Genomic DNA, 20,976 nt, shown 5'->3' with positions numbered 1-20,976 from the left:
TCCTGCAAGAAAGGCATTGTACGCCTGCCTTGCATTTTAGCACATCAGCACATTACCTCATCAGCACATTATCATGTCTCCTTTTACAGCAGAACTAATCGGTACCGCTATCCTCATTATCCTGGGCAACGGCGTGGTTGCCAATTGTATTTTGAAAGGCACTAAAGGTTTTAACGGCGGCTGGATGGTGATCACCACGGGGTGGGCACTGGCTGTTTTTACCGGGGTGGTAATCGCCACGCCATTTAGCGGGGCGCACCTCAACCCGGCGGTAACCATTGGTTTGGCCATTGCAGGCAAGTTTGCCTGGAGCGGTGTGGCTGCTTACGTTGTGGCGCAATTGCTGGGCTCCATCATCGGTGCGCTGGTGGTGTACGGGGTTTATTACCAGCACTTCAACCATACCACCGAACCCGACACGCAACTGGCCTGTTTTTGTACGGCACCCGCCATCAGGCACCGCACTTTCAACCTGCTGAGCGAAATCGTCGGCACTTTTGTGCTGGTGTTCGTGGTTTTTTATTTTTCAAGTGCCGAATTAGGTCCGGAGAAAACACCCATCGGTTTGGGGTCGCTGGGTGCCCTGCCGGTTGCGTTCTTGGTATGGTCCATAGGTCTTTCGCTGGGCGGTACCACGGGTTATGCCATCAACCCTGTACGCGACTTGGGTCCCCGGCTGGCACACAGTGTTTTGCCCATCCGGGGTAAGGGTTCCTCCAACTGGGCCTACGCCTGGGTGCCTGTGATAGGGCCCGTGATCGGTGCCGTGCTGGCAGCCCTGCTGTTCCTGATGTTGAATTAGGACGATGGTTGATGGACGATAGACGATGGAAGATAGACCACAACCCATCGTCCATGGTCCATCGTCTACTAAGCTTTTTCTTCAGTCTGCAACAGCCGCTGGTCAATTACCTGTTGAAAAGCATTTTTGGGCAATGCACCGCGTTGCAACATGGGGCTGCCCTGCAGGGGAATAAAAAGAAAAGTAGGAATGCTCTGGATGCCAAAAAGGGCTGAAAGCTCCTGCTCTTTGTCTGTGTCAATTTTATAAATATCCACCTGTCCCTGGTATTGTTCCGCCAGTTCTTCCAGCACCGGTGCCACGGCCTTGCAGGGACCGCACCAGTCTGCGTAAAAGTCGATGATAGCAGGGCGCTGTCCCAGGTACTGCCACTCTTCCGAAGTTTCGTAGTTGAAGATTTTCTCTTTAAAGTCCTGGGCGCTGATATTAATGGTTGCCATAATGCCGAATTAAAAGTTGATTGTTTAAAGGTTCCGGTGGATTATTTATCCATGGTGCCAAAAGATACCGGCAAAAAATAAACCACCTGTTACAGGTGGTTTGCTATTGTTTCCCAAAAAGCGCCTAATCCAAGGGCTGCCGGGGCAGGCTGAGGGTAAATGTTGCGCCCAGTCCGGGCTGACTGTGAGCGGTGATGTTGCCGCCGTGGTTCTCGGCCACCTTGCGCACAATGGCCAGCCCGATGCCCGTGCCTGCATATTCGCTTCTGCCATGCAGCCGTTGAAACACATGAAAGATGCGGTCGGCATCGCCCTGCTCAAAGCCAATACCGTTGTCACGCACTTTTATTTCGTAGGTGCCGTTTTGGGTTGCGCCCAGTTCCCGTGCACTGATCCACAGCTCGGGCCTGCTTTCGGGTTTGGCGTATTTGATGCCATTGCTCAGCAGGTTTTGCAACAGTTGCCGCAATTGCCTCGCGTTGCCCTGCACTATCGGTAGGGGCTCCTTTTCAATCCGTGCTTCCGTTTCGGCAATGGTGGCTTCCATATCTTCCAGTACTTCATTCAGCAGCACATTGAGGTCCACCGTTTCAAAAGCCGTTGTGCCCAGGCTGGTATGGGAGTAGCTGAGCAGGTCATCGATCAGGGTGCGCATGCGCTGGGTGGCATTTTCCATTCGATCGAACATGGCCCGTTCGGACGGTGGCAGCTGGTCGCCCAGGGTTTGCTTCAGCCGGTCGGAAAAGAAGTGGATCTTTCGCAAGGGCTCCTGCAAATCGTGTGAGGCGGCATAGGCAAACTGCGTGAGTTGTTCGTTGGCCACTTCCAGTTCCGAAGTACGTTCCCGCACCTTTATCTCCAGTTCTTCCGCGCTGCGGCGCAATCGTTCCTGGGCTTCCTTTTCGCGGGTAATATCCCTTACTTCAATTACCGTTGACACGGGTACGCCATTTTCAAAAATGGGGCTGGCAGCGCAGCTTACCCGCAACGTACTGCCATCTTTGCGGAAGAACAGGTCTTCATGTGCACGCACATCATAGTTTTCGGGCAGGGCCCGGTCGATGGGGCATTCCTGCATGGGGTAAAAAGAACCGTCGGGGCGGTGGTGGTGTACCAGGTAGTGCAGGGGCTTGGATCGGATCTCTTCCTGGCTAAAGCCAAACATCTGCTCGCCTGCTGGGTTCATAAAAGTGCAATAGCCTTCGGCATTCATCATAAACAGGGTGGCCGTGGCATTATCGGTAATGGTTTGTTTCAGCTTGGTTTCCTGTTGCAGGGCTTCCATTGTTTCTTTTTCCCGGGTGATATCGCGCTGCACGCAAATAAACCGAAAATTTTCGCCCTCGCCGGAGGCTGTAATATGTGCGTAGGTATAAAAAGGAGTTCTGTCCTTTCGGCGGTTGTGCCATTCACCCGACCAGAAGCCCTGGCTGCGAATCACCTCCATCACCTGTGCAACGATGGCTGCATTCTCGTCTTGGCCATAGGCATTTTGTACCGAAACATGTTGGCCGTACAACCCGCCGGGTTCGTACCCAAACATCTGGTCTTCGGCTTTATTGGTATAAATAATATGACCGGAGCCATCGCTTATGGAAACGCCTTCTTCCATATTGTGGAGCACATGTTCCAGGAGGGACATCTTCTCCTGCAGTATGCCCGCCTGTGTGTGCTCCAGAAACGCTTCTGTGCAATCGCTTGCCCATACCAGGAACCCCGCATGGGTAGGTTGTGCGTGGAAGTTGCAATCCAACCGCCAGTATTTGCCGGCTTCAGTGCCGCCAAACATGGGGCTGCGGCTTTGGCCTTGCCGCTGTGCATCCTGCATAAGCGTAGCGAGTAAGGACCGGGCCGCTACCGGAAAGCAGTCCTCGGCAGGTGCGCCTTCCCTTGCCGCAGCACAGATCTTTTGGCGCCAGCCATCGCTGGCAAAGCCGCAAATTGCATTGTGGGCATAAAAAAATATAACCGGCACTGCTGCTTGTTGTAAAGCCTGCAGCAATATATCTGTTGTATTGGGCAGTGGATCAGAGCCGGGTATCTGGGAAATGTTCATGTATGGCTGGGAAATGGGGCTAAACTAACAAAGTTTGTGCTATTCAAAATGATGGTTGTTAGGTGGCGGGATCATATTGTAAATGGGATTGACCTTGCCGACCAATCCCAAACCTTAATGAAAAAGAAATGCGCCCGCTCTTGGTGGCCTTTGGGGACTTGTTATTTTTGGAAATGCCCTTTCCCGCTATGTTCCACATTTCCCTTGCTGGCAGGATATTGCTTTTGCTGTGCTTGCCTTTTTTGTTACAGGCCCAGCAAAAGCCAAAAGCCCTTTTTATCATTGCCGATGGTATTGCCGCCGATATGCTGGAGCGGCACCCGGCGCCAACGCTGAAGCGCATAGCAGCACAGGGTACTTATACCCGGGCCTATGTGGGCGGCCAAAAGGATGGTTACACGCAGTCGCCCACCATTTCTGCCGTGGGCTACAACAGCCTGCTGACGGGTACCTGGGCCCATAAGCACAATGTGTGGGACAATAACATCGACTCACCCAACTATAGCTATCCAACCATCTTCCGGGTATTCAAAGATGCATACCCGCAAAAAAGCATTGCCCTTTTTTCTACCTGGACAGATAACCGGACTAAGCTGGCTGGTGCGGGGCTGCCCCAAACCAAAGGGCTGCAGTTTGATTATGTGTCGGATGGGTATGAACTGGACACCATCCGGTACCCACACGATAAGGAACGCAACTTTATCCATCAGATAGACGAAAAAGTAGTGGCCGATGTAGCGGCTACCATCGCTGCTCATGGGCCCGACCTTTCCTGGGTATACCTCGAGTATACCGATGACATGGGCCACCGCTGGGGCGATAGCCCACAGATGGAACAGGCCATCACTTACCTCGACCGGCAGATAGGCCTGCTGGATGCGGCAATTGCAGCAAGGGCAAAGAAGTATGGGGAAGACTGGATGCTGGTAATCACCACCGACCATGGCAGGGACAGTGCAACAGGAAAACACCATGGCGGGCAAAGCAGCCGGGAACGCAGTACCTGGATCGTCAGTAATAAAAAGCTGGCAAATACTGCTACGGTAGGATTGCCCGCAGTGGTGGACATCTATCCAACCCTTGCCCGCCACATGCAGCTGCGCTTGCCCAAGGCCGTTAGCTACGAGTTGGACGGTATAGCCCTGTCCGGGCCTCTTTCAGTTGCACAACCTGGTGCAGCACGGGAAGGCGACTCACTGGTGGTAAGGTGGCAAGCCATCAACCCGGAAGAAGTGGTAGCAATATGGTATGCGCCTGCTGACGAACACCGGAAAGGTGGCACCGACAAATACCGGCTGCTGGCAAAAGTTGCTGCTGCAAAACAGAAAATTTCCTTGCCCGTCCCGGTAATGCAGCCCTATGGAAAAGTGGTTGTTGCGGGCAAATACAATAGTGTGGGCTGCTGGGTGGTGCCTGCCGGTGTTTTATTTCCCGGAAAAAAATAGGAGAATTTTTACCAGTAAAGGATCCATAACATTTAGTTTCCATTAACATAACCTTTCCCTAACCATCCGGCAATATCGCCGTAACACTGCCCGGATAGTTTTGACGCATACATAACACCCTGTTTTATGATGCGTAAAAATTGCTACCGGCTGCTGTTGCTGGCGGCCCTTGCAGCACCCGCTGCCTTGTGGGCACAGAACGGCCCTGTAAAAGGCAAACTGGTAGATGCAGTAACCAAACAACCCATTGCAGGTGCTTCCATCCAGGTGAAAGGTACCCGTAAAGTAACCACCACCGCTGCCGACGGATCTTTTACCATTGATGCTGCACCTTCCGACCAGGTACTGGTAAGTTCTATTGGTTATGAAGGCAACAGCTTTCCGGTAGCCGGCGAAGTGCTGAACCTGGAAGTCAGCCAGGCGGTAAAGCAACTGAACGATGTAGTAGTAACCGCCCTTGGGATTAAAAAAGAGACCAAGCGCCTTGGCTATTCGGTTCAGGAGGTAAAAGGATCGGAACTGGTTAAGGCTCGCGAACCCAACCCGTTGAATGGCTTGGTGGGAAAAGTGGCGGGTCTTACGGTAGGTATCTCCTCTGAACTGCTGGGTCCGCCCGCTCTGCTGCTACGTGGTTCCAACATAACCCTGTTTGTAGTGGATGGTGTGCCCATCACTTCCGATACCTGGAATATCTCGCCCGATGATATTGAATCTTTTTCCATCCTAAAAGGGCCCAGTGCCGCAGCCCTTTATGGCTACCGCGGGCAAAACGGCGCCATCATCATCAATACAAAGAAAGGATCCTCACGCAAAGGCACAACCGTAGAATTCAATACCAGCCTGATGGCCGAGCGGGGTTTTGTGGCCATACCCAAAGTGCAGGATGAATACGGCCCCGGCGACCACGGCCGCTACTCTTTTGTAGATGGCCGGGGTGGTGGATTGAACGACGGCGACTACGATGTGTGGGGGCCTAAGTTTGAAGGCCAGCTGATCCCGCAGTACGACAGCCCCGTGGACCCTGCAACGGGTGTGCGGCAGGCTACACCCTGGATGGCACGGGGTAAGGACAACCTCAAGCGCTTCCTGCAAACCGGATTGCTGAGCACCACCAACATTGCCGTGAGCAACAGCACCGAGCGCAGTGATATCCGCTTTTCTGTTTCGCACACTTACCAGAAAGGTATTGTGCCCAACACCCACCTGAACAGCACTTCTTTCAACCTGGCCAACACCGTCCGGTTTACCGACCGGCTGAAGTTTGAAAGCAATATCAACTACAACCGCCAGTACACCGACAACTTCCCCGATGTGTTGTATGGTCCCAACAGTATTATTTACAACATGACCATCTGGGGTGGCGCCGACTGGGATGTGCGCGATATGCGCAACTACTGGCAGCCCGGCAAGGATGGCGTGCAAAGCATCTATGCCGAATACCAACGCTACCACAACCCATATTTTATGAGTTATGAGTGGACCCGTGGGCATTATAAAAACGATATCTATGGTTATGCTAACCTGACTTATAAGCTGCGCAACAACCTGGAGCTGATGGCCCGTACTTCGGTTACCACCTTTGATGTGTTCCGCAACGAAAAGATGCCCTTCTCGGCACACCCTTACGGCAGGGAAGAGGGCAGGGGCGACTACCGCGAAGACAAACGCGCTCTTTTCGAAAACAATACCGAGGCCCTGCTGAGTTATACCAACAATGGCAAGCTGATGCCCGGCCTGGACATCCGCGCATCGGTTGGCGGCAATATCCGCAACTGGAACTACCGTTCTTCTTTTGCCACCACCGACTACCTGAACGTGCCCAACGTGTACAATTTCAGCAACAGCGCCAACCCCGTGAAGGTGTACAACTTTGACGCGGACATGCGGGTGTACAGCCTTTATGCTTTTGCGGATATCAGCTACCGCAACTGGATCAACCTCTCGCTCACTGGCCGCCAGGACCAGCTCTCTACGCTGCCCGCCAACAACAACCGCTTCTTTTATCCTTCTGCATCGGTGTCCAGCGTAGTATCCGATTATGTAAAGCTCCCCGCCTTTATCAGCATGTTGAAAATAAAGGGGTCGGTGGCTAACGTAAAAGGTGGTTTGACGGCTGCCAACCGCGGACCGGCAGCTTATCCCATTGGCTATGGTACGCCTTATGTGACTTCGTACGAAGGGCCAACCTACGAGAACTCACCGGCCTATACCACCCCTTTGGTGTACAACAACAGCCCGGCGGCTTATTATACCAATACCCTCAACAATAAAGAACTCCAGCCTTTCAGCCGCACCAACTACGAGGGCGGTATCGATATGCGCTTTATGCGCAACCGCCTGGGGCTTGACCTTACCTATTTTGTGTACAACGATGGTCCCGGCATCTTCAACCGTCAGGTGTCGCAAACCACGGGGTATAACAATGCCATTGTAAACGGTATCGAAACCCAGCGCAAGGGTTGGGAGGCATCGCTTACCGGTAACGTGCTGCGTGCCCGCGACCGCAATGCGCTCAACTGGGATGTGCTGCTAAACTGGAGCACCTACAAGGAAACACTCACCTCTATTTACCCCGGTGTGAACTCCCTGCCTTCGAGCTATTTTATTGGCGACAACCAGGGGGACCGCTTCATCCAGGTAGGCGATAGGGTAGATGCCATTTACGCCAGTGCCTTTGCCCGCACAGCCGATGGTCAGCTGATCAACGATGCCGGCGGCAGGCCCATCGTATTGCCCAAGGGACAGTTTCTGGGTTACGGCAACCCCGATTGGGTGTGGGGTGTAAACAACAAATTCCAGTGGAAGAACTTTGGCCTATCCTTCCAGTTTGATGGCCGTGTGGGTGGCAATATCGTGAACCAGATCGAGCGCCAGAGTTTCCGCGGTGGCCGCAACATCGAAACCGTACAGGGAAAGATGGGGGAGGCCCGCTACCAGGATTACCTGGGTAATAAATCCTGGGTAGGTGAAGGCGTGGTTGCCAGTGGTCCGCTAGCCTTTGATCCCGTTACCGGTGCCATTACCAACCTGAAAGACCTGAGTTATGCGCCCAATACAACGGCAACCTTCCTGCAGGATTGGATCAGCCGCTACTACGGTACCTACGAAGCCAGCCTGATCAGCAAGACCTTTGCCAAGCTGCGCGAAGTGACCCTGACCTATAACCTGCCCGCAACCGTGTTTGGCGGCCGTGTATTCAAGTCGGGTAGTGTATCGGTGGTAGGTCGCAACCTGTTGTACTTCAGCAAGGCCAAGGACTTGGACCTCGACCAGTACCCCGGCGCGGCTGCGTACACCACCCTGCAAACCCCTACCACCCGCCGTTTTGGTATGAACCTGAACCTGGTATTTTAAGGATCAGGCTACTTAAAGTGGCCCGAACAGTTCGGTCGCAACCAGAACTGCCATTAATACAACAATCATTAACTGGCCGAACAAATAGAGATAGTCCGGCCAAAACAAAGTATATGCAATCCTTCAAAAAGATCATCCTGGGCACAGCAATCTTCAGTGCCACCCTTGTAGGATGTAAAAAGTTTGATGCACTCGAAGCCAACCCCAACCAGCCCAAGCAGGTTACCCCCGGACTGGTGTTCAGTGGCGTAGCCAACGATTTCTACCGCGGCGCATGGAACGATGTGATGCGGTACAACCAGTTCTTTGCCTGCAACTACAACTACTATGGCAACCAGGAGTACAACTGGGCCGCTACAGGGTTGAATTATACTACGCTCAAGAACGTACAGCAAATGGAAGCCGAAGCACTACGCATAGGGTTGCCGGCACAAAATGCCTATGCAGCCCTGGGCAAGTTCTTCCGTGCATTTTTCTTTTACGAAATGACCATGAAGCTGGGCGACCTGCCCATGAACGATGCCCTGAAAGGCACCGAGAACCTGGCACCCAAATACGATAGCCAGAAAGATATCTTCAAACAGGTGCTGGCATGGCTGGATGCCGCCAATACCGACCTTGCTGCCCTGGTAAAAGCCGGCGACAGAAACCTGAGCGGTGATATTTATTACAACAACGATCTGAGTAAGTGGCAAAAGGCGGTAAACGCACTCCGCCTGCGGGTACTGGTGGCCCTGAGTAAAAAGGATGAGGATGCAGACCTGCAGGTAAAACAGCAGTTTGCGCAAATACTTGCCGATCCCGCAAAATATCCCCTGTTTGGCAGCAACGACGACAACCTGCAGTACCGGTACAACAACCAATTCAACAAGTACCCCACCAACCCTGATAACTTCGGTTTTGATGCCACCCGGTACAACATGGCGGCTACTTTGCTTAATACCCTGGCATCCCTCAGGGACCCGCGTACTTTTTATGTAGCGGAGCCCGCAGGTGCCAAAATTAAGGCAGGTATTGCGCCCACCGATTACGCAGCCTTTGTGGGTGCTTCTTCCGCGCAGGATCTTGCCGATATGTCGTCGAAGGCCGGTGTGAACAACGGTGCCGGTATCCTGCCGGGTGAATATTCGTTTTACAACCGTAAGCGGTATTACAGCACCTATACTGCCGAACCTACCATCCAGGTTGGGTATCCGGAACAATGCTTCAATATTGCCGAAGGCATGAACAGGGGATGGGCCGGTGGTGATGCCGAAGCTTACTATGTGTCGGGGATTAAAGCCGCACAGGCAATGATGGGCGTACAGCCGGGCAACCTCACGCTTTACTTTTTCACGGCGGGCGGACAGGTGACCAATGCAGCCGATTACAACCAGTATACAGTTAATTTCAACTGGGATGATTATTACAGCCAGCCCACCGTGAAGTATGCCGCAGGAACAGATGGTTTAAACAAAATTCTCTCCCAGAAGTACCTGGCCTTTTTCCAGAACTCGGGTTGGGAAGCTTATTTCAACTACCGCAGAACCGGCGTGCCAGCCTTTGCACAGGGTGGACCCGGAACGGGCAACAGTGGTGTTATTCCCCGCCGTTTTCAATACCCGGTGTCGGAAGCAACTACCAACAGGAGCAACCTCGATGCAGCACTCGCTGCGCAATATGGCGGCAAGGATGATATCAATCAAAACCCGTGGGTGGTGCGCTGATCTGGGTTCCATTGTCTAATTTGAAGAGCAGGATTTTTTACCCAATCACCCCTTGTATTGTATGAAGCAGTTTTTTATTCTTTTCGCCGGATTATTGTGCTTGCATGGTGCTAATGCACAAAAAAATAAAATAGAGAACGTCATTGTTGTTACCCTCGATGGTATGCGCTGGCAGGAGGTATTCAACGGTGTTGATTCGGCATTGATGAACAGCAAGGCGTACACCCGCGATGGGGAAGGCATGAAGACAAAGTTCTGGGATGCAGCACCCGAAGTGCGGAGGCAAAAGCTGCTGCCTTTTTTATGGCAAACCATTGCTGCCAATGGCCAGTTGCATGGCAACCGTGCTTATGGCAACCAGGTGGATGTGGCCAATAAGTACCGGTTCTCTTACCCGGGTTACAATGAGTTGTTTACCGGCTATCCCGATACCGCCGTTAATTCGAACGATAAGGTTTGGAACAAGAATGTCAATGTGCTGGAGTTTATCAATAGCCAGCCAGGTTTTAAAGGCAAGGTTGCGGCATTTGCTACCTGGGATGTTTTTCTCTATATCCTCAACCGGCAGCGCAGCGGATTGTATGTAAATGCGGACTTTGATTCCTTTCCTGCAACCAATCCCGAACTGCGGCTGCTCAACGATCTGCAAAAGCTCACCACGCGGCCCATTGATGTACGCCCCGATATATTTACGTATATGGCTGCCCGTGAGTACCTGAAGGTAAGTAAACCCCGGGTGTTGTACCTCGCTTTTGATGAGACCGATGATTATGCACATGGCGGCCAGTACGACCAGTACATCAAGAGCGCACATGCACAGGATGCCATGGTTGCCGACTTGTGGCAAACCATCCAGGCGATGCCGCAATACAAAGACAAAACAGCCCTGATCATTGCCACCGATCATGGCCGCGGCGACAAGGACAAAAAGCAGTGGCGCGATCATGGCGAAGGAGTGCCCGAGGCAAGCGCCATCTGGATAGCAGCCATGGGCCCCGGACTGCCGGCTTTGGGTGAGGTGAAAACACCCGCGCAATTGTACCAGGCACAGGTAGCAGCAACCATTGCATCGCTGCTTGGAATACAGTTTAAAGTAGCGCACCCGGTAATGCCTGCATTACAACCTGTAGCAGGTAAGTAAAAGCTGCCGGTTTGCAGTTCAGGCCTGCCGGTGCGTGTATTAATTTACCATTACCATCCGCTTGCCCCTTGCTGCCCCCTTTGTTTTTTTACCAACTTCAATAAGCTTACTTAACCTCCAGTTTTCCTATGGCTCCAAAATTTGTTGTTGCAGAAATCATGGACCTGTTTGCCTTACATGGTGCGGAAGATTATGACGGCGAACCGGTATCGCAGGCATCGCACATGATGCAGTGCGCTTTGATAGCCGAAGTGGAAACCGGGGATGCCGACCTGGTGGTGGCAGGCCTGCTCCACGATATCGGGCACCTGCTGAAACAGGAACCACATACCGAAACCATGTATGGTTTTGGCGTGGTGAACCATGAGTTGCTGGGGGGCGCTTATCTCCGCGCAAGGGGCTTTTCGCCAAGGGTGTGCAGCATTGTGGAAAATCATGTGGCTGCCAAGCGCTACCTGGTAGCCAAAGATGAAGACTACCGCAGGAAACTGTCACCGGCAAGCCTGGTAACCCTGCAGTGGCAGGGTGGTGCAATGGGCGCCAATGAAGCCCGTTTGTTTGAGCAACTTCCTTTTTTCAACGACATCATTGCAGTACGCCGATGGGACGAATTGGGTAAAGACACGATGGTGCTGGTGCCGCCGCCCACCTATTTTGAACCGGTGATCTTACAACACTTAATGCGTCAAGAATATCTGTATGCCAGCAACTATTAAAATGGTCGTATTCGACATGGCAGGTACCACTGTTGCCGATGACGGCGCTATTGCGCTGGCCTTTCAGCGGGCCATGCAGGAGTGGGGCTATTTTATCCCGGTAAGCCTTATCAATCCGCTGATGGGGTATAAAAAACCGGAAGCTATCCGCATCATGCTTTCGGAGTACGAAACCAACGAAGACCGCATCACAACGAAACTGGTAGATCGTATCCACGACCGGTTTTTAGCCCATATGCTGGGGCATTACCGGTATGCAGCCATCATGCCCCTGCCCCATGTGGAAGCCAGTTTTGCCCGCCTCCGGTCGGCTGGCATCCGGGTAGCCCTGGACACCGGTTTTTCACGCGATATTGCCGATGTAATACTCGGCCGGCTGGGCTGGCTGCGCAATGGCCTGGTAGATGACCTGGTTGCCAGCGATGAAGTGCCCAAAGGAAGGCCCTACCCATACATGATCAACCGGTTGATGGAACGTGCCGGCATCACCGATCCGCTGGAAGTGGTAAAGGTGGGCGATACCGAAGTGGACATACACGAAGGGCTTAATGCCGGTTGCCTTTTTTCCATAGCAGTAACTACAGGCGCCTTTACTGCCGACGCCCTGGTGCCGCATAATCCCTCCTTTATCATCGACGATTTATCGCAGTTGATGCCCCTGCTTGAACATGTAACCGCAACGGCATGATGCAGTCTGCTGCTATAAGTCGATGGCTGGCGCGAAAGCCACCTGCCGTGCTGGTGGTATTTGCCGCCTTTTGCGCCTTTGCGGTCTATTGCTGTATGTACGCTTTCCGCAAGCCCTTTACGGTGGCTGCCTTCAACAGGCTTCAGTTTATGGGTGTTTCCTATAAAGTATGGCTGGTGACCGCCCAGGTCCTGGGTTATATGTGCAGCAAGTTTTACGGTATCCGTTTTATTTCAGCCTTGGGTGCAGGCCACAGGGCCAAAACCATCGTGGTGCTGATTACCGCAGCCTGGCTGGCCCTGCTGGGTTTTGCCCTTACACCTGCGCCCTGGGGCGTGGTGTGGCTGCTGCTCAATGGGTTTCCGCTGGGAATGGTATGGGGCGTGGTGTTTAGCTACCTCGAAGGCCGCCGTGCTACCGAACTGATGGGTACGGTGCTGGCTACCAGCTTTATCCTTGCATCGGGTATGATGAAGAGTGCCGGTAAATGGTTGTTGCTGGATATGGGACTTTCCGAACAGTGGATGCCCTTTTGCTGTGGTGCCATTTTTCTTTTGCCGATGTTGGTGGCCACCTGGCTGCTCCATCATGTGCCGCCACCCTCAGCTGCCGATGTAGCCCACCGCTCGGTGCGGTTGCCCATGACCGCTGCCGAACGTTTGCGGTTGTTGCAGTTGCTGGGGCCCGGGCTGGCAGCCGTTATGCTCACTTATGTACTGTTGACCGTGCTGCGCGACCTGCGTGATAATTTCGCCAACGAGCTATGGACCGAGCTGGGCTTTGGCGCCAGTGCCGCTGTTTTCACACATGCCGAAATACCAGTTTCCCTGGTGGTACTTGGGGCCATGGGCAGCCTGATGCTGGTACGCAGCAACCTGAAGGCTTTCCTGTTCAACCACCTGATCATCATTTGCGGCTTCCTGCTGGCACTTGCCGCCACCCTGTTGTTTTCCTCGGGGATGCTGGCGCCCCAACTCTGGATGATTCTTTCCGGAACAGGCCTTTATATCAGCTATGTGCCTTTCAACTGCCTGTATTTCGAACGGATGATCGCTGCCTTTCGACTGAAAGGCAATGTGGGTTTTTTGATGTACCTGGCCGATGCTTTCGGCTACCTGGGAAGTGTGCTGGTATTGTTTGTAAAAGAATTCTGGGGGTTGCGTTTGAGCTGGACTGCCTTTTTTGTTCAGGCCATCTGGGTCATGAGCCTGATGGGGATTCTGGGTACCGTAATGGCAGCCTTATATTTCCGTAAAAAGCACACCGGCTGGCCATTGCAGGAAGCATCACCCACCAGGCTTCCGGATCCCGTGGTAGTGGCAGCCTGAACGCACCAAATTGTATAAAATTCAAGTTTAATAAATGCCTGCACAGAAAGCAATTGTTATTGGCGCCGGTATCGTTGGCCTCGCCATGGCCCGCAGTCTTGCCGTACGTGGCTACCAGGTAACCGTGTTGGAAAGAAACGAAAAAGCCGTGGGTGCCTCCATCCGCAACTTTGGTATGGTTTGGCCCATTGGCCAGCCCGATGGACCCTTGTATGAAAGAGCCCTGCGCAGCCGCTCCATCTGGAAGAAAGTATGTGATGAGGCGGGGCTGTGGTACGAAGAAAGCGGCAGCCTTCACCTGGCGTATAACCAGCTTGAGTTGCAGGTGCTGGAGGAATTTGCCAGCTTTTCGGGGCAACGCCCCTTACGAATGGTAACGGCCGCCGATGCCCGGGCATTGTCGCCGGCCATTAACCCCTACGGGATTCAGGGTGGCTTGTGGAGCGCCGATGAACTGATTGTAGAAAGCCGGGTAGCCATCGAGCGCCTGCCTGCATACCTGTCGGAAAAATTTGGCGTGCAGTTTTTCTTTAATACGGCGGTTACGCATATTGCCAGCCCGACCGTGTGGGCCGGCAACCGCAACTGGTTTGCCGACCAGATCTTTGTATGCAGTGGCGCCGATTTTGAAACCCTTTACCCCGAGGTGTTTGCGGCGGCGCCCATTACCAAATGCAAACTGCAGTTGATGCGGATCAAGCCACAACCCGGCGACTGGCGTATCGGCCCTTCCTTATGTGGCGGCCTGTCGCTCACGCATTATAAAAGCTTTACCCTTGCGCCTTCCTTGCAGGCACTGGTTGCCCACTACCAGGACACCCTCCCGGAATATGGTAAATGGGGCATTCATGTGATGGTATCGCAAAACGGAGAAGGGGCGCTTACCATTGGCGACAGCCACGAGTACGGCCTGGTGCACGATCCGTTTGATAAGACCTTTATCAACGACCTGATCCTGCACTACCTGCAAAGATTTGTACGGCTGAAGAACTGGGACCTGCAGCAAACCTGGAACGGCATTTATCCAAAGCTTACCAATGGTGCCACGGAAATGGTATTGGCGCCGGAGCCTGGTGTAACCATCGTGAATGGTTTGGGAGGAGCTGGAATGACCCTTTCTTTTGGCCTTGCCGAAGCTGTATTGGAACATCCCCAATCCCTATTATGGCCTTCCAACGAAGCCACCTTGTTTCCAGCTTAACCAGCAATCTTGAGGCACCATTGTTGCAACAGGACAGTATTAGCAGGTTGGTATAAGTGCCGGATGCGACAGGAAACACCTTGCGTATTTTTTACTGCTCAGTTCATATAAACTTAATATTCGGGTAACCTATTCTTTACTTACTTTTCCTACTCTCGATGCCGATAGGAGTGGCATCGGGCTGCGCACCCATAAAACTTAACCATGGATATCAGGACCAGCACCCACGCCGACAACCAACGCCTGGTTATTGCCCTTACCGGGGATCCCCAATTTTTGGTAGATATCCGGTACGAACCAGAAAAGCATTCATTAAGAGTCATACAGGGCGGCTCGCGTAGGCTTTTCTTTTATGAAGCTGATACTTTCTTTCCCTCCCGTGGCATCCTGCTGAATGAATATGGCCTTGTAGTAGGCAAGCTGCAAATGAGGAGTAGTGAAAAAGGACTCATCCAACTGGATGATACGAGGGTTAGTGTACTAGACGAACCTGGAAAAGGCTGGGTTGAATTGCAGGTCCAGGGCTTATCGGAACCCGTGTTCTGGCACTACGATTCTGCACACACACAAGTGGCCGTTCACAGCGACCCAATCTTATTCCGCTCCGTGCTGCTGGTGCTGGCCTGGTCGGTTGGCGTAGCGGTGCTGCAGCAACAAGCATAAGAACAGCAAAGCCCATAAAAAAACACCTTGCAACTTTTAATTGCCAGGTGTTTTTTTATGGGCTTTGCTATTCACCCCCTATTACCGATTCCATATCGTGAATGGGTATGTGGATGCCTTCGGTACTGTGCAGGGCCATCTTATTGCCTTCCGTATCGAAGAAGAAAGCCATGTACCCGATTTCGGGTGTGATCAGGGTGCGGGGCATCAGTACCGTGCCACCCGCTTCGGTAACTTTGTCCATTATCGGGTTCATGGCAGGGTTGGCATTCAGGTACACCACCACGCCATCCGCAGTTGGCTTATGATCGGGGCTCAACGCCAGGGCACCCGATACTTTACCGCTTCCGGGTTCACCGGGAAAATAGGCCATCTGTGTACCGGCAATCGTTTCCTCGTACATTTCGATGCCAAAAATGGTTTCGTAAAAATGCTTGGCCCTGGCCATGTCAGATACTGGTATTTCGAACCAGTTGATGATGTTGGTTTGTGGAGACATATTTTTTGGTTTGCCGGTAAGGTAAAGCAGCAGCAAATCAGGTACTACCTGCGAAAGGTTGATTTGCTAAAAATAATAGTAAATCGGCTGGTGCAAATTCCTTTACCAGTTTGCCTGCAGCTTCCATTCCCTGCCCGGTTCGTCCACCCTGAAGCTTTCCATATTGCCATTGTCCTGCAAGGTTACATAAGCGGTACGCCCATCAGGTCCGCCGAAGGCGATATTGCTGGGCAATTTGCCATTGAGGGTTATTTCCTGCAATAGTTTGCCATCGGGCGAAATTTTTGCCACCGTTCCCTTGCCATGCCTGGTGATGTACAGGTTGCCGGCGGCATCGCAACGCATCCCGTCCATACCATGGTCGGGGAATGACAGCAGCAGGCGCTTGTTGCTGATGGCTCCTTCGGGTGAAAGGTCAAATATCCACACCTTGCGCTGTACCGATTCATTTACATAAAGCCTTTTTTCATCGGGGCTTACTTCCACGCCGTTGGTTGTGCCCAGGTCTTTTGCCAGTAAAACTGTTTTGCCATCGGCATCGATACGCCAAAGCTGGCCGGTGCTTTCCTTCCAGTTGGGGTCAGAGGCATAAAAGCGACCCTTGCTGTCCACGGCAATATCATTGGGTTGGTTCATGTGGGCTTCGTGGGCAAATACCGATAAGATCTTTGCTGCCGGATCTAGCTGTAAAATGTTATGTCCCGTGTAATCGGCTATATACAGGTTGTTTTTGTACAGGCGGATGCCATTGCCGGTGCTGCCTTTAGGCAATTGCAGATACAGGCTGGTATCGCCATTGGGAGCCATGCGGCCAATGGTGCCTTCCGTTCTGAAGTTGACCGCGTAAACATTGCCTTCCTTGTCTACGGCAGGACCTTCAGCGCCGGCGGTAAAACTTTTAGCGGGCGTAAATGCTTTCGACTGGTACAGGCTATCCTGTTGGGGTACGGTTTCGTTGCTTGCCGAACCTTTGCAGGCGACAACAAGCATAAAAGTGCAGGTTACGATACAGGTGTTGTAGAACATGGTGGGGTTTGTATTTCCTATTCCGGTGTTGTGATCCTTTGCTGGCATACACAAAGGGCAGGATTGTTTATTTACTTTTTACTACTACGGGGTTGGCAATGCCATTGAGGTCGTACACGATCCTGCCATCCTTGATGGTCATCTCGCATTCAAATTTGCGCTTGCCCTCAATCTTGTACCCTGTTTTATCGTAGAAACCAAAATTACCCTGGCGCAAACCCAGTAGGGTAATATCGGCGATGGCGCCCGCCGACAAGTGCCCCAGTTCTTCATGTTTGATAACCTGTGCTGCACTCCAGGTGCTGGCTTTGATCACAGCAGGCAGTTCCATACCCATCACCAGGAATTTGCTCATAACACTCAGCTGGTCTTTCATGGAAGTATTCATACTGCCGGTGTGCAGGTCGGTGCTGATGGTGGTGGGCAGAAAACCCTGTTTGATGGCGGGAATAGCTTGCGAAAAATTGAACGATGCACCACCATAACCCACGTCGAAGACAATGCCTTTTTTGATGGCTTCCCACACAAAAGGTTTCACCTTAGCGGTAGCATCATCCACTACGGTTTCGCGCACATTGCCATCGAGCAGGGTATAGGTATGGGTAAAAATATCGCCTGCACGCAGGTGCTGCATAAACAGCTCCTGCAACGACAGGGGCGGCACATTGCCCCCAAAATCAACCATGACGGGTTTGTTGCTGATGCGCCCGGCTTCAACGGCATTGTCTACCGGTGTCCACTGCGGACCATTAAAGTGTGCCACCTTGAAACCCACGATTTGGTCTTTATACTGCTGCGCCACCAAGGCGGCCTGCCTGGGATCCATATCGCCCATATTCTGTTCGTGTACCCCACCGCGCATGCCTTCACCTACAATGTTTAAAAAAGAAAGCACCCTTGTCTGCGACTGGTCGATGATGTTTTGTTTAAACAGCGGAAAAGATTTCCAGCCAGCACCGCCGGCATCAACGATGGTGGTAACGCCTACCCTGAAGGTAAAACCATCGGGCATCAGGGCCGAATTGCCATCACTTAGATACCGGTCGGAATGGGTGCCGGCAAATACATGGCCGTGGATGTCGATGAGGCCGGGTGTAACATACAAGCCTTTGGCATCTACCACCTGTGTGGCGCCTTTGGCGTCTATGTTTTTGGCTACCAGGGCCACCTTGCCATTTTGGATGGCTACATCATAGGGTTCGTTGATATTGTTTTTTGGATCAATGACATGACCTCCTTTGATTACGATGCTATAAGGCTGGCCAAAGACGCAAATGGGAAAAAGCAGGAAGAGGAGAAACTTATACATAGTCTTTTTTGCTTTGCGCCTCTGCGCCTTTGCGAGCAATATTTCACGCAAAGACGCCATGGCGCAAAGAGTTTATTTTAGTTCAACAATCATTTCAATTTCAACCGGGATATTGCCCGGCAAAGAGCTCATGCCCACCGAGGACCGGGCATGTTTGCCTGACTCTCCAAACACTTCTACCATCAGGTCGCTAAAGCCGTTCATCACCTGTGAGTGTTGTGTGAAGGAAGCTTCGGCGTTGACCATGCCCAATACTTTTACTACCCGCTTTACCCGGTCAAGGCTGCCAATTTCTTTTTTAAGAGAAGACAGCAGGGAAATGCCTACCAGCCTTGCCGCAGCCCTGCCTGCTTCCACATCCAACTCGGTACCTATTTTGCCAACCACCTGACCGCCTTCGGGTTTGTCGGGACCGTGTCCGGAGAGATAAACCATCTTCCCCACAGTGAGGGCTTTTACGAAGTTGGCAGTAGGCGCTACAGGGGTGATGAGTGGGATGTTCAGGTCTTTGATCTTTTGTTCCGGGGCCGTGGTTTGTGCCTTCACCGCAGCCGTCATCAACAGGCAGGACATGACAAGTGTACAAGTTCTTTTCATCGTGCGGTTCGTCATCGCAGGTATTATTTGCTTTAAGGTTTTTTGCGGCTTGCCAGCATGATGCCGCTACGTGCCTGGCTTACTTCGGCTGGCGTAATAGAATCCATATTGTTGTTGAAAGCCCTGCGTACATAACTGAGCACGGCCGATATTTCATCATCCTTTAAAAAGTTGTGTGCAGGCATCACATCATTGTAGGCAACACCATTTACCTGTATGGGCTGGTTGAGGCCTTTGAGTAAAACATGAATCAGCTTTTGCTTGTCACCGTTCACCCAATCGGAGTTGGCCAGCGGTGGAAAGCGGGTGCCATCCCCCTTGCCATTATACTGGTGGCAGGCTGCGCAATAGGTCGTGTACACATGACCGCCACCCACCATCATCCCGTTTTGCAGGTTGTCTTTAACCGCATCAGGATGTTTGATATTGGACTTTGTACTTTTTAGTGCGGTCATCTTTTCTAGGCCTGCTGTGCTGAACTTGTTCCGGTCGCCTTTGTACACGATGCGCCATAGTTTTCCTTTTACGCTTTCGGTGATGTACAGCGAGCCATCGGGACCCTGCGCCAAACCCATGGGCCTGGCTTTGGCATCGCTGGTATTGTAGATGGTATCAACACCGGCAAAGCCATCGGCAAACACTTCCCATTCACCTGAAGGCTGTCCATTCTTGAATGGCACAAAAGCAACAAAATAGCCGCCCTGCGGATATGGTGCCCTGATGGTGGAGCCATGAAAAGCGATAAAGGCGCCATTACGGTAACGTTCGGGAAACTGGTTGCCGGTATAAAACAAGAGGTCGTTGGGTGCCCAGTGCCCGGGAAAACCCATGATCGGTTGTTCGTAATCCTGGCCTTTGGCGGTGATCTTGCCATCGCCACCATACTCCGGGTTAAGCTTTTTCTTTTTATCCATCCAGTCGTAATAGTAATAGGGCCAGCCCGCGTCGATGCCCTGTTTTACGCGGAAAAACTCTTCGGAAGGCAGTACCGCGCTTTGCCAGGCATTGAACAGTTGGGGCCAGGTACCCAGGAGGTTGTCGCGGCCATGCTGCAGTGCAAAAAGGTTGTTGTCCTGCGCATTCCAGCTCATGGCCACGATGCTGCGGATACCTGTAGCGTATCGCTTGCCGTCTTTTATAGTTTGGTTGGGCTTGGCTTCGTCAAACTGCCAGACGCCGCCGTGTTCGCCCAACTCCGGACAGGGTGAAATGCCTTTAGAACCCGGTACCCTTTTGAGTTCCTGGCAGGCGTCGCCCGGCGAACCGAAGGGTACATACAGGTGGCCTTTGTTGTCAAAAGCAATGGGCTTGGCTATGTGTTCATACCCGTGCGGGTCATTGCGGTAGTCATCCACCACAATAGGTTCGATGGTCGTTTGAGGTACCAGTTTTCCGGGTGTCAGTTTCTGCCGGTACACTTCGCCCGAAGTACTAAAATAGAGGTAGCCATTGTGGATACGCATGGCCGTTCCGTAGGAACCCGAATCGGAATAGCCGCCAAACTTTTCCATGATATCGGCCTTGCCATCACCATCGGTGTCCCGCAGGGCCACGCTGCCGCCCTGCGCATCTACGTTGCGCAGCTTTACATAAATGTCGCCGTTGTGGTTAACGGCCATATGCCTTGCCCTGCCCAGGCTATCAGCTACTACTACCGCTTCAAAGCCATCGGCAAGCTGGAGCCCACCGTTGTCTGGGTCGCCAACGGGCAGGCCTTTGTGTTTGCATTGGGCAAACAACAAGGTGGTAAACAATAGTATAAGTCCAGTGTTAGGAGTCCAGGCCTGCATCTGGTATTCATTTGTTTGTTAGCTATTTTCCCGCAAAGGCGCTAAGGAGCAAAGCCGCAAAGTTTTTTCACGCAACGACGCAAAGGAGCAACGGCGCCACGGGTGGTATTTTGAATTCCACTATATGCTTAGGCGATTGGTGGAAAATATTTTCACTGTTTTTCTTTGCGCCTTAGCGCCTTTGCAAGCAACCCTCCATTGCGGCTTTATTCCTT

The 20,976-nt window shown here is 52.4% G+C and carries 17 protein-coding genes; 10 read left to right on the top strand and 7 right to left on the bottom strand.

Going from position 1 to position 20,976, the window contains the following annotated elements:
* Positions 1 to 73 precede the first annotated feature (73 nt).
* On the top strand, positions 74 to 802 hold the full coding sequence (locus tag BUE76_RS17955) for an MIP/aquaporin family protein (RefSeq protein WP_073043394.1): 729 nt from the start codon (positions 74 to 76) through the stop codon (positions 800 to 802).
* 68 nt (positions 803 to 870) lie between these two features.
* On the opposite strand, the gene trxA is transcribed toward BUE76_RS17955, so the two are convergent.
* A complete protein-coding gene (trxA, locus tag BUE76_RS17950; protein WP_073043393.1) occupies positions 871 to 1,242 on the bottom strand; it encodes a thioredoxin in 372 nt (123 codons plus the stop codon).
* Between the two features lie 124 nt (positions 1,243 to 1,366).
* Positions 1,367 to 3,298: a PAS domain-containing sensor histidine kinase gene (locus BUE76_RS17945; protein WP_073043391.1), complete on the bottom strand. Its 1,932-nt coding sequence runs from the start codon at positions 3,296 to 3,298 to the stop codon at positions 1,367 to 1,369.
* A gap of 233 nt (positions 3,299 to 3,531) precedes the next feature.
* On the opposite strand from BUE76_RS17945, the gene BUE76_RS17940 reads away from it, so the two are divergent.
* The 9 genes from BUE76_RS17940 to BUE76_RS17900 all read left to right on the top strand — a co-directional run bounded on the left by BUE76_RS17940 (position 3,532) and on the right by BUE76_RS17900 (position 15,540).
* Positions 3,532 to 4,743: an alkaline phosphatase family protein gene (locus tag BUE76_RS17940; protein WP_245798356.1), complete on the top strand. Its 1,212-nt coding sequence runs from the start codon at positions 3,532 to 3,534 to the stop codon at positions 4,741 to 4,743.
* A gap of 126 nt (positions 4,744 to 4,869) precedes the next feature.
* Complete coding sequence (locus tag BUE76_RS17935) at positions 4,870 to 8,097, top strand: SusC/RagA family TonB-linked outer membrane protein (RefSeq protein WP_073043390.1); 3,228 nt, start codon at positions 4,870 to 4,872, stop codon at positions 8,095 to 8,097.
* 113 nt (positions 8,098 to 8,210) lie between these two features.
* The gene (locus BUE76_RS17930) at positions 8,211 to 9,803 is read left to right on the top strand and encodes a SusD/RagB family nutrient-binding outer membrane lipoprotein (RefSeq protein ID WP_073043388.1); all 1,593 of its coding nucleotides are present in this window, start codon (positions 8,211 to 8,213) and stop codon (positions 9,801 to 9,803) included.
* A 61-nt stretch (positions 9,804 to 9,864) separates the two neighbouring features.
* Complete coding sequence (locus tag BUE76_RS17925; RefSeq protein ID WP_073043387.1) at positions 9,865 to 10,944, top strand: alkaline phosphatase family protein; 1,080 nt, start codon at positions 9,865 to 9,867, stop codon at positions 10,942 to 10,944.
* Between the two features lie 128 nt (positions 10,945 to 11,072).
* Complete coding sequence (locus BUE76_RS17920) at positions 11,073 to 11,660, top strand: HD domain-containing protein (RefSeq protein ID WP_073043385.1); 588 nt, start codon at positions 11,073 to 11,075, stop codon at positions 11,658 to 11,660.
* Complete coding sequence (locus BUE76_RS17915) at positions 11,644 to 12,348, top strand: HAD family hydrolase (protein ID WP_073043383.1); 705 nt, start codon at positions 11,644 to 11,646, stop codon at positions 12,346 to 12,348. The genes BUE76_RS17920 and BUE76_RS17915 overlap by 17 nt, the downstream gene beginning before the upstream one ends.
* A complete protein-coding gene (locus tag BUE76_RS17910) occupies positions 12,345 to 13,676 on the top strand; it encodes a DUF5690 family protein (RefSeq protein ID WP_178371836.1) in 1,332 nt (443 codons plus the stop codon). The genes BUE76_RS17915 and BUE76_RS17910 overlap by 4 nt, the downstream gene beginning before the upstream one ends.
* 34 nt (positions 13,677 to 13,710) lie before the next feature.
* On the top strand, positions 13,711 to 14,877 hold the full coding sequence (locus tag BUE76_RS17905) for a TIGR03364 family FAD-dependent oxidoreductase (RefSeq protein WP_073043382.1): 1,167 nt from the start codon (positions 13,711 to 13,713) through the stop codon (positions 14,875 to 14,877).
* A gap of 204 nt (positions 14,878 to 15,081) precedes the next feature.
* Positions 15,082 to 15,540, top strand: a complete 459-nt coding sequence (locus BUE76_RS17900) for a hypothetical protein (RefSeq protein ID WP_073043380.1) — start codon at positions 15,082 to 15,084, stop codon at positions 15,538 to 15,540.
* A gap of 67 nt (positions 15,541 to 15,607) precedes the next feature.
* On the opposite strand, the gene BUE76_RS17895 is transcribed toward BUE76_RS17900, so the two are convergent.
* The 5 genes from BUE76_RS17895 to BUE76_RS17875 form a co-directional block, all read right to left on the bottom strand.
* Positions 15,608 to 16,039, bottom strand: a complete 432-nt coding sequence (locus BUE76_RS17895; protein ID WP_073043618.1) for a VOC family protein — start codon at positions 16,037 to 16,039, stop codon at positions 15,608 to 15,610.
* Between the two features lie 102 nt (positions 16,040 to 16,141).
* Positions 16,142 to 17,029, bottom strand: coding sequence for an SMP-30/gluconolactonase/LRE family protein (locus BUE76_RS17890; protein ID WP_073043616.1), 888 nt, complete (start codon positions 17,027 to 17,029; stop codon positions 16,142 to 16,144).
* 103 nt (positions 17,030 to 17,132) lie between these two features.
* Positions 17,133 to 18,374: an amidohydrolase/deacetylase family metallohydrolase gene (locus BUE76_RS17885; protein ID WP_073043378.1), complete on the bottom strand. Its 1,242-nt coding sequence runs from the start codon at positions 18,372 to 18,374 to the stop codon at positions 17,133 to 17,135.
* Positions 18,375 to 18,446: 72 nt separating this feature from the next.
* Complete coding sequence (locus BUE76_RS17880) at positions 18,447 to 18,947, bottom strand: RidA family protein (protein ID WP_216820680.1); 501 nt, start codon at positions 18,945 to 18,947, stop codon at positions 18,447 to 18,449.
* Positions 18,948 to 19,003: 56 nt separating this feature from the next.
* Positions 19,004 to 20,761 carry a c-type cytochrome gene (locus BUE76_RS17875; RefSeq protein WP_073043374.1) on the bottom strand — a complete coding sequence of 586 codons (1,758 nt, stop codon included), beginning with the start codon at positions 20,759 to 20,761 and terminating at the stop codon, positions 19,004 to 19,006.
* Positions 20,762 to 20,976: the final 215 nt, after the last annotated feature.

The sequence above is a fragment of the Cnuella takakiae genome (assembly GCF_001953305.1).
GTDB classification, from domain to species: Bacteria; Bacteroidota; Bacteroidia; order Chitinophagales; family Chitinophagaceae; genus Flavisolibacter; species Flavisolibacter takakiae.
This window is presented reverse-complemented; position numbering and strand designations above follow the sequence as displayed.